This is a genomic window from Coleofasciculus sp. FACHB-712, from assembly GCF_014695635.1.
Lineage (GTDB): Bacteria > Cyanobacteriota > Cyanobacteriia > Cyanobacteriales > FACHB-T130 > FACHB-T130.
Genome location: NZ_JACJOQ010000473.1, coordinates 1 through 3,047, shown reverse-complemented (window position 1 = coordinate 3,047; position 3,047 = coordinate 1). Strand labels below are relative to the sequence as shown.

The following is a 3,047-nucleotide window of genomic DNA, read 5'->3' as shown; positions in this document are numbered from 1 at the left end:
CCTACGGCAATCTGAACGGTTCTCACCTGAATAGATTCGCCATTGAGACGAATTTTTGCTAGAAAAGGACGCGATCGCCCAACTACCTGGATGGCGGTGACTGCATAGGCGAAAACTCCCCAGCGTTGCTTAGTTTCTTTGGTTAGCTGCTGAGTAATTTGCACGCTCAATCCGAGACTGGCAACATTGAAGAAGTGCTTTCCATTCACCCAACCTAAGTCAATTCGCTGTTCTTGACCTGTTGCGATTACCTCGCAAGCTTCAGGGAGAGAGACAGGAATTGAAAGGGTTCGTGCTAGGTCGTTGGCTGTTCCTAAGGGCAGGATACCCAGCGGGAGTTGGGTGTCAATTAGACCCTCGGCGGCGGCATTTAGGGTGCCATCTCCGCCACCGACGATCGCGAGATCGACGCGATCGCGGTAGCTACGGATAATTTCTGGTATTTGCTGAGGCTTTTGTGTGGACTCTTCTTGCAGGTCAAAGCCTAACTCCTGCAATTTGGCAACCGCCTCTGATAAACCCTCTTTTCCTCGGCGTGCGTGGCGATTTAGCAGCAACAATGCTCGCCGGTTCATGTTGAGCCTCTTCCATTGATTGTCAATTATCTTGACAAACCTTTGATAAAAAGAAATCTACCTGTGGAGGCAAGAGGAATTGAAGCTTGAAGGAGAATCTTGAGCTGGCTCCCAATCTTAACTTGACAATTTGCCACCTGTAACTTTGATAATTTTCGCAGTGTTTATAAATATCGCTGAAGGACTTGGGCAGTTGCTTGTCCAGTTTTTGTCCAGCTAAATTGACTGGCTCTAGCGAGACTAGCTTGACGAAGACGCGATCGCAATCCTGAATCCGTCACCACTGCCTGCATCGCTTCGGCAATTTCCCCCACGTTGTAGGGATTGACTAAAAGGGCAGCGTCACCCGCGACTTCTGGCAGCGAGGAGAGGTTAGAAGTAATCACGGGAGTGCCACACGCCATTGCTTCTAAAACGGGCAGTCCAAAGCCTTCCCAAAGGCTAGGGAAGACGAGAGCGATCGCTTGATTAATTAGCGTCGGCAATTCCTCGTAGGAAACGTAATCTAAAAATCTTACTTGATTCTTTATACCTAGCTGTTCCACCTGCGCCATCAACACAGGCGTATAACGCTTATCCCCAGCTCCAGCTATCCATAATTCATCGTCACGGCAACTTGGTAAAGTAGCGAATGCGTCAATTAAACGAGCAATATTTTTGTAGGGATCTTGGCGACCAATATAGAGGAAATAATTGCTTCTAGGAATATCTAGAAACCGAAAATGATTGACGTCATAAGCCAAATGAATTGGCGTAATTTTATATTCTGGAATGTGGAAGAAATCAATAATATCCTGAGCGGTGGAGCTAGAGTTACAAATAATATGCTCAGCTTGCACTAAAACCTGGGGAATATAGTAGCGGAAGTAGGGCGTTAGGGGAGAAAAGCGTTTAGGAAACCGCAGCGGGATGAGATCGTGAACCATTACCACTGAACGGCAACCCGCATACAACGGCGCTTCAGGAACTGGGGAAAATATTAAACTAGAATTCAATTTTTTGTAAATTTCGGGCAACTGCCGCTGCGTCCACAGCAGACGGCGAAAATGCCCTTTTGACCCTTGTGCGGGGGTTAGATCCGACGGAACTGGATAGCAGCGATAGTTGGGAAAATTTTGGGCTGTCAGTAAGGTTGGTTCGAGAGGCTGGAGGTGCGGAAAAAGATTTATGGCATAGGTGCTGATGCCAGTCGGTTGGGAAAAAATGAAGGAAAGATTGACTAGGAGTGGAGACAGCAAGGTTAGTATCGCTTTTTTAAATAGAGGAAGACGCCGTAAAGTTTACCAAGGGCGACCGACGGTTTTACTACAAGTAACATAAACGCATGGAAAATAAGACGGAGAAACCGTAGCGATCTTACTGGTAGACTTACATATTTTTCTAAAGTTAGCAAATAGCTATAAGTACTATATTTGATTTTAATAAAAATGTTTCTGTTAGTAATCGAAGATGGTTGATGCCCGACGCGAATCAGAGGGGTAATAGCGATTAAATGGCCCTCTAGGGAATAGCGTCTACAAAAATCAAAATCTTCATAATAGAGAAAGTAAGCCGGGTCAAACTCAGGACAACTAGGAAACTTTCGTAAATTGAGCAGCAGACTACATCCCGAAACCCAATCGCAGGGGACATAAGCTAAATTTGGCTGCGTCAATAACAAGTTTTCCGAGAAGATTGTTCCAGTTCCGGGAATAAAGCGTCCTCCACCAAACCAAACTTCTCCAGTGGGTATATAGATAAGGGTACCAACAATAGAAAGTTCTGGATAAGCCTTAAAAAAGGCTGGTACTTTTTCTATATTTTTTTCTAGGAGGTAACTATCTGGGTTGATAATCCAGGCGATTGCTTCATTATCTTGCTTGTAAACCCAATTTAAACCTAAGTTACAAGCTCTACCAAATCCTAGATTAGTTTTTGCTTCAAGAATCAGAATACTATCTGTTTTTAATTGCTTAATTGAAGCATCATCTGGAGAGTTATTGACAATAATAACCTGATAGGAAACCTCGCTATTTTCCGGAAGCGATCTAATGAGCTGATTAACTAAATCTGTTGAAAAATAGTTAACTGTAACGAAATAGATCACGTCAGTTCAATGTGGCAATCATCACCAATCATAAAACGCAGGGCTTTAGGTCGGCGGTGGGCAGCGGTTAGCTGGGCGCGTTGCCCAATCAGGCTATCTACAATTCGTTGATGAATTCCCACCACTTGAGCGCCCTGTAAGATAACACTATGCTCAAGATCGGCGTCGATTAGGATGCTGCAATCGCCAATGCTACTATAGGGGCCAATAAAGCAGTTTTCGATATGACAGTCTCGACCGATAATCGCAGGACCCCGAATGGTACTGTTAACGACTTTTGACCCTTCACCAATTTCCACTCGTCCAATGATTTGAGTTTGGTCATCCAGCTGACCTTGAACTGAACCAACGAGATAACTATCTAGAATAATTTGATTGGCTGACAA

General features: G+C 44.5%; 3 protein-coding genes and 1 pseudogene. All 4 read right to left on the bottom strand.

Annotation, left to right across the window (positions count from 1 at the left end):
• Positions 1 to 575, bottom strand: a 575-nt coding sequence (locus H6F50_RS15310) for a lipid kinase (RefSeq protein WP_190429353.1), incomplete at its 3' end; no start/stop codon positions are given.
• Between the two features lie 164 nt (positions 576 to 739).
• Positions 740 to 1,813 carry a glycosyltransferase family 1 protein gene (locus H6F50_RS15305; RefSeq protein ID WP_190429352.1) on the bottom strand — a complete coding sequence of 358 codons (1,074 nt, stop codon included), beginning with the start codon at positions 1,811 to 1,813 and terminating at the stop codon, positions 740 to 742.
• A 2-nt stretch (positions 1,814 to 1,815) separates the two neighbouring features.
• On the bottom strand, positions 1,816 to 2,661 hold the full coding sequence (locus H6F50_RS15300) for a glycosyltransferase (RefSeq protein WP_190429351.1): 846 nt from the start codon (positions 2,659 to 2,661) through the stop codon (positions 1,816 to 1,818).
• Positions 2,658 to 3,047, bottom strand: a pseudogene (locus H6F50_RS15295) (glucose-1-phosphate thymidylyltransferase); the annotation flags it as partial. The gene H6F50_RS15300 and the pseudogene H6F50_RS15295, both read right to left, overlap by 4 nt.